The organism is Candidatus Zixiibacteriota bacterium (assembly GCA_021159005.1).
In the GTDB taxonomy this organism is placed as follows: Bacteria; Zixibacteria; MSB-5A5; order UBA10806; family 4484-95; genus JAGGSN01.
Window position 1 is genome coordinate 1 of record JAGGSN010000234.1, and the last position, 4,338, is coordinate 4,338.

Sequence of the window (4,338 nt, forward strand, 5' to 3'; positions counted from 1 at the left end):
TGGGAATGACATCATTATAGCATCCGCCTAAGGCGGACAAAAGGCCGGACAGTAGTGATGTAAATTCTAAGCTAACAACAATAGTGAAATTCTACTCCAACCACTTAGCCAGCCAATCAAACTGCACCTGGTAGAGATACCTCAAGTTGTGTAATTTACTTACGCTGTGTCCCTCATCCGGGAAATACAATAATTGCGAGGGTATGCTCATTGTTTGAAGCGCAGTGAACATCATCAACCCCTGACTGACATCGACCCGGTAGTCTTTCTGGCCATGCACAACTAAGGTTGGGGTTTTGAAATTGTGAACATATTCGGAGGGGGAAAACTTGAGATGCGTTTCTTTGTCCAGCCATGGCGGGCCGCCGAATTCCCAGTTGGGAAACCATAATTCATCGGTGGAATAGTAATCGCTTATCATATCGAATATGCCATCCATGCTGATAAGACAATCAAAACGGTCGGTTTGCCCGGCCATCCAGTTGACCATATAGCCGCCATATGAACGTCCCAGAGCCGCCAGTTTTTCAGAATCGATATAGGGATGCTTTTCTATCAGGTAGTCAATTCCCATTATCAGGTCTTGATAGGGCTTGCCGCCCCAATCGCCGGTAACAGCATCGGCAAAAGATTGGCCATAGCCGCGGCTGCCATGAGGGTCTATCTGAGCGACAACATACCCCTGCGCCGCCGTAAGCTGAGTATTCCAGCCGTAATAATTAAAATCAGCTAGCCAGCACCACTGTGGGCCGCCATGAATCAACAGGACAAGCGGGTATTTTATGGTGGGGTCAAAATCCGGCGGCAATGTTAACAGGCCATGGATACTGTCGCCATCCGCGCCGGCAAACCAGAAATCCTCAGCCGAGATAATCTTCAGATTTGACAATAGACTGTCGCTGAAAAAAGTCAGACGGGTTTGGGTATCGGTTTTACTATTATATTCGTAAATCTCATAAGGCTGCGTGGTTGTAGATTTGATATAGTAAAGATAATTGCCATTGCCTGATATTTGCAAACACCAGCAGACAGCATCATCGACAAGAGTATTTATAGTCTGATTTTTAACTGTTAGTCTATATATCTTGCTTTTGCCTTTATCGATAGCGGTAAAGTAGATATATTTGGAATAAGGTCCCCAGATAAATTCCCCTATTGATCTGTCAAAATCGGCAGTCAGGTTGATAATTTCCTTTGATACCCGATTATACGACATAAGATTATATTGGTCAGATTCGAATTCAGCCCGTCCCATTGACTTGTAAGCGATGAAGCGTCCATTTGGTGAATAGCTTGGCGAGTTGTCATTTCCCAAGCCGGTTGAAATACGAGTTAGATGCTTGCTTTTTTTAGACAATGTAAAAATATCATTATTGGTGCTAACCGCAACAACGGTGTCGGTGTTCATGGAAAAACATATCTCGCTGCCGTCAAGCGAGAAACAGTAATCATCCCGGGGCGCTAATGCCTTGGGCGGCGCGTCCTTGTCGAACGGCGTGATATCCTCATAATCATCGTTTTGGATATCATGGAGAATTATATGATTTCGTTTGCCGTTAGCCCAGTATTTGTAATGGCGGAAAAGGAGATTATCATACAGCTTAGCTTTAACATCAGTGTTTTCCATTTCCTTATCGCGTTTTTTATTGCAGTCATCATCCAAGCAGTCGGGATAAACTTTTGACTTGAATAACATGGATTTATTATCGCCCGACCATCTAAGCCCGCTGGCTCCGGTTGAAATATCAGTCAGACAAACAGCTTCCCCTCCAAAAGCCGGAATGAGCCATATTTGCGAGGAGTTGTTTTCGTTATTATTAACCGTGCGGCTTGATATAAAAGCGATATTTTCACCATCGGCAGACCATAAAGGATTAGAATCGTAACCGCTATTGGTAAATTTGACAGGCGCGCCGCCCTGAGTTGAAACTAACCAGAGGTTTGATATGGAGTTACCATTTTCAAGGTTATACTCAGCAACCTCGAATACAATATCCTTGCCATCCGGAGAAAGAGCGATACTCTCGATTTGCTTAAAACGATATAAATCGTCAAAGGTAATATGTCGTTGAGGTTCTGCAAATAAGGGGAGATTTATCATTATCAGCAGTATTAAGATTTTTCTGTTCATCGTTCAATCCTTTTATTTAAGTTTTACATAATTATATATTCTACTTTCTGATAATTTCAATCGGAAAATTGCGAAAAAATATGATTGGGATAAAAAGTATTTGTGTCGGAGGATATATATAATTATAATAAGGTTTTAATGGAGAGGTGGCCGAGCGGCTGAAGGCAGCTGCCTGCTAAGCAGTTAACGGGGCAACTCGTTCTAGGGTTCGAATCCCTACCTCTCCGTTTATTATTTTTTCTAACAAATTAACCCCTTGAAAGCAAAACAGTTATTGACAAATAGTTATCCGGTTTTGTATATTTCTAACAAATATCTAACAAGCCATTAATAAATGGCAAGCATTCAATTCAAGAAAAATAAAACCGGTAAGAAAACCTATTATGTGGTTGTCTCATACAATAGCAAACATAAATGGCTTAAAGCAGGCGCTCTTTCAGATGCAAAGAAACTGAAAAAGCAAATAGAATCCTTAGAAAAATCACAACAAATGGAAAAGCTTGGTTTAACAAACAGCACAATCCGTATTGATGAATTCTTTCAAAAATATGCTGATAATGTGAAATTGCACAATTCTCCTAATACTGTTAAAAGATATCTGTCGGTTTTAAACACTTTCTTAGTATTTCTAAAAATGTTTCATCCGGGCATTAAGCATCTTTCACAATTAAAAACCGAACATATTGAATCATATCAAAAACAACGGTTACAATCAATTGAGCTTAAAATAGAGGCTGATGGAGAAAAAAATGGCAATCATAATAATAAAAGATTGCCTTTGCCTCAAACAGTAAACTATGAAATCGGTGTATTGCGTTCTGCTTTTATCTGGGCATATGACAGAGAACATATAGCGTTTGTTCCTACAAAAAAAGTTAAGAAATTAAAACCAAAACCTACCAATAAAACTAAAATTCTTACTCCAAAAGAATGCAAGCTATTATTGAAAACCGCAAAGTCATTAGCTAAAACAGATAAAAGAATGAAAGTATATTTCAATGCCTTTCAATTTATTCTCAATACTGGTCTTAGATCTGGGGAGCTATGCAATTTAATGTGGAATAATGTTGATTTTGAAACTGGTTTAATAAAGATTCAGGAAAAACCTGGTTGGTCGCCTAAAACCTATGCTCGTGAATTCTATCTTAATGAAACATCACAGAAATTATTAAAATCTTTGCCTGATAGAGAAGGGTATATTTTCAAGGATATTTCTGGCAATAAACTTGATAATGACCATTTGAGAAGTGCTTTAATTAAAATAGCAAAGGCAACTGGTTTAAATGACTTTACTCGCGTTCATAATTTGCGTCATACTTTTAATAGTTTAATGCAGATGAATGGCGTTGATATAGCCACAATGGGAAAGATTCTCGGCCATAAAGACATTGAAACAACAATGATTTATACTCATCAGACAGGCGATCATTTGAAGAAATGTATTAATCAGATTAGTATTTGAGTGAATAGAAAAATATAAAAATATAATGAAACTATGATGGTTATGGAAACAGATATAAAAGACATAAAGTTAATAGATATCCAAAGGCTAAAAGACGATATAGACATGCTTATGTTCTGCCCCAGTTGAAAATTTAGTATTCAGCCATTATATTAGTCACCTAATGATGGAGGAATGACGATGTTCAAGAAACGGAACAATTTCACTGCGACAGAAAAGGTATCGATTCTGAGACGGCATTTGATTGACAAAACCGCAGTCTCAGATCTTTGCGAAGAGTATGGACTTCAGCCAACAGTGTTTTATCGTTGGCAGAAACAGTTCTTTGAAAATGGCGACAAGGCTTTCGAACGCAAAGTCACCAGAAAAGACAGACTGAAAGAAACAAAGATAAAAGCCTTAGAGGAAAAGCTTAACAAGAAGAACGAGGTATTGTCGGAGTTGATGGAGGAGCATGTTGCGTTAAAAAAAGAACTTGGGGAACTCTAAAAGCTGTCTGGGTTCCCCATGATATTCGCGATGAGGTAATTGATTTTGTCAACCATTGGCATATGCGTACGGGGATTGTCATAGCCTTATTTATTCTCTGGCTGGGTATCTCCACACCGAAGTTCTATAATTGGCGCAAACGCTACGGCAAAGTCAACGAGCACAACGGTCAGATTCCCCGCGACTTCTGGCTCTTAGACTCAATACTGTTCACTTAATGCTTGCAAATTAGGTAGAAGTATGATATTCTTTCGGA

Annotated in this window: 3 protein-coding genes and 1 tRNA gene; 3 read left to right on the forward strand and 1 reads right to left on the reverse strand. The window is 39.1% G+C overall.

Features of this window, described 5'->3' with window-relative positions; translation table 11 throughout:
* Positions 1–91 precede the first annotated feature (91 nt).
* The gene (locus J7K40_15405; GenBank protein ID MCD6163783.1) at positions 92–2,131 is read right to left on the reverse strand and encodes a S9 family peptidase; all 2,040 of its coding nucleotides are present in this window, start codon (positions 2,129–2,131) and stop codon (positions 92–94) included.
* Between the two features lie 140 nt (positions 2,132–2,271).
* Between J7K40_15405 and J7K40_15410 the strand changes: the two genes are divergently transcribed.
* The 3 genes from J7K40_15410 (at position 2,272) to J7K40_15420 (ending at position 4,082) form a co-directional block, all read left to right on the forward strand.
* Positions 2,272–2,358 (forward strand) — tRNA-Ser (locus tag J7K40_15410).
* 107 nt (positions 2,359–2,465) lie between these two features.
* Positions 2,466–3,593, forward strand: a complete 1,128-nt coding sequence (locus J7K40_15415; protein ID MCD6163784.1) for a site-specific integrase — start codon at positions 2,466–2,468, stop codon at positions 3,591–3,593.
* 180 nt (positions 3,594–3,773) lie between these two features.
* Entirely contained in the window at positions 3,774–4,082 is a 309-nt protein-coding gene (locus J7K40_15420) for a transposase (protein ID MCD6163785.1), read from the forward strand.
* Positions 4,083–4,338: the final 256 nt, after the last annotated feature.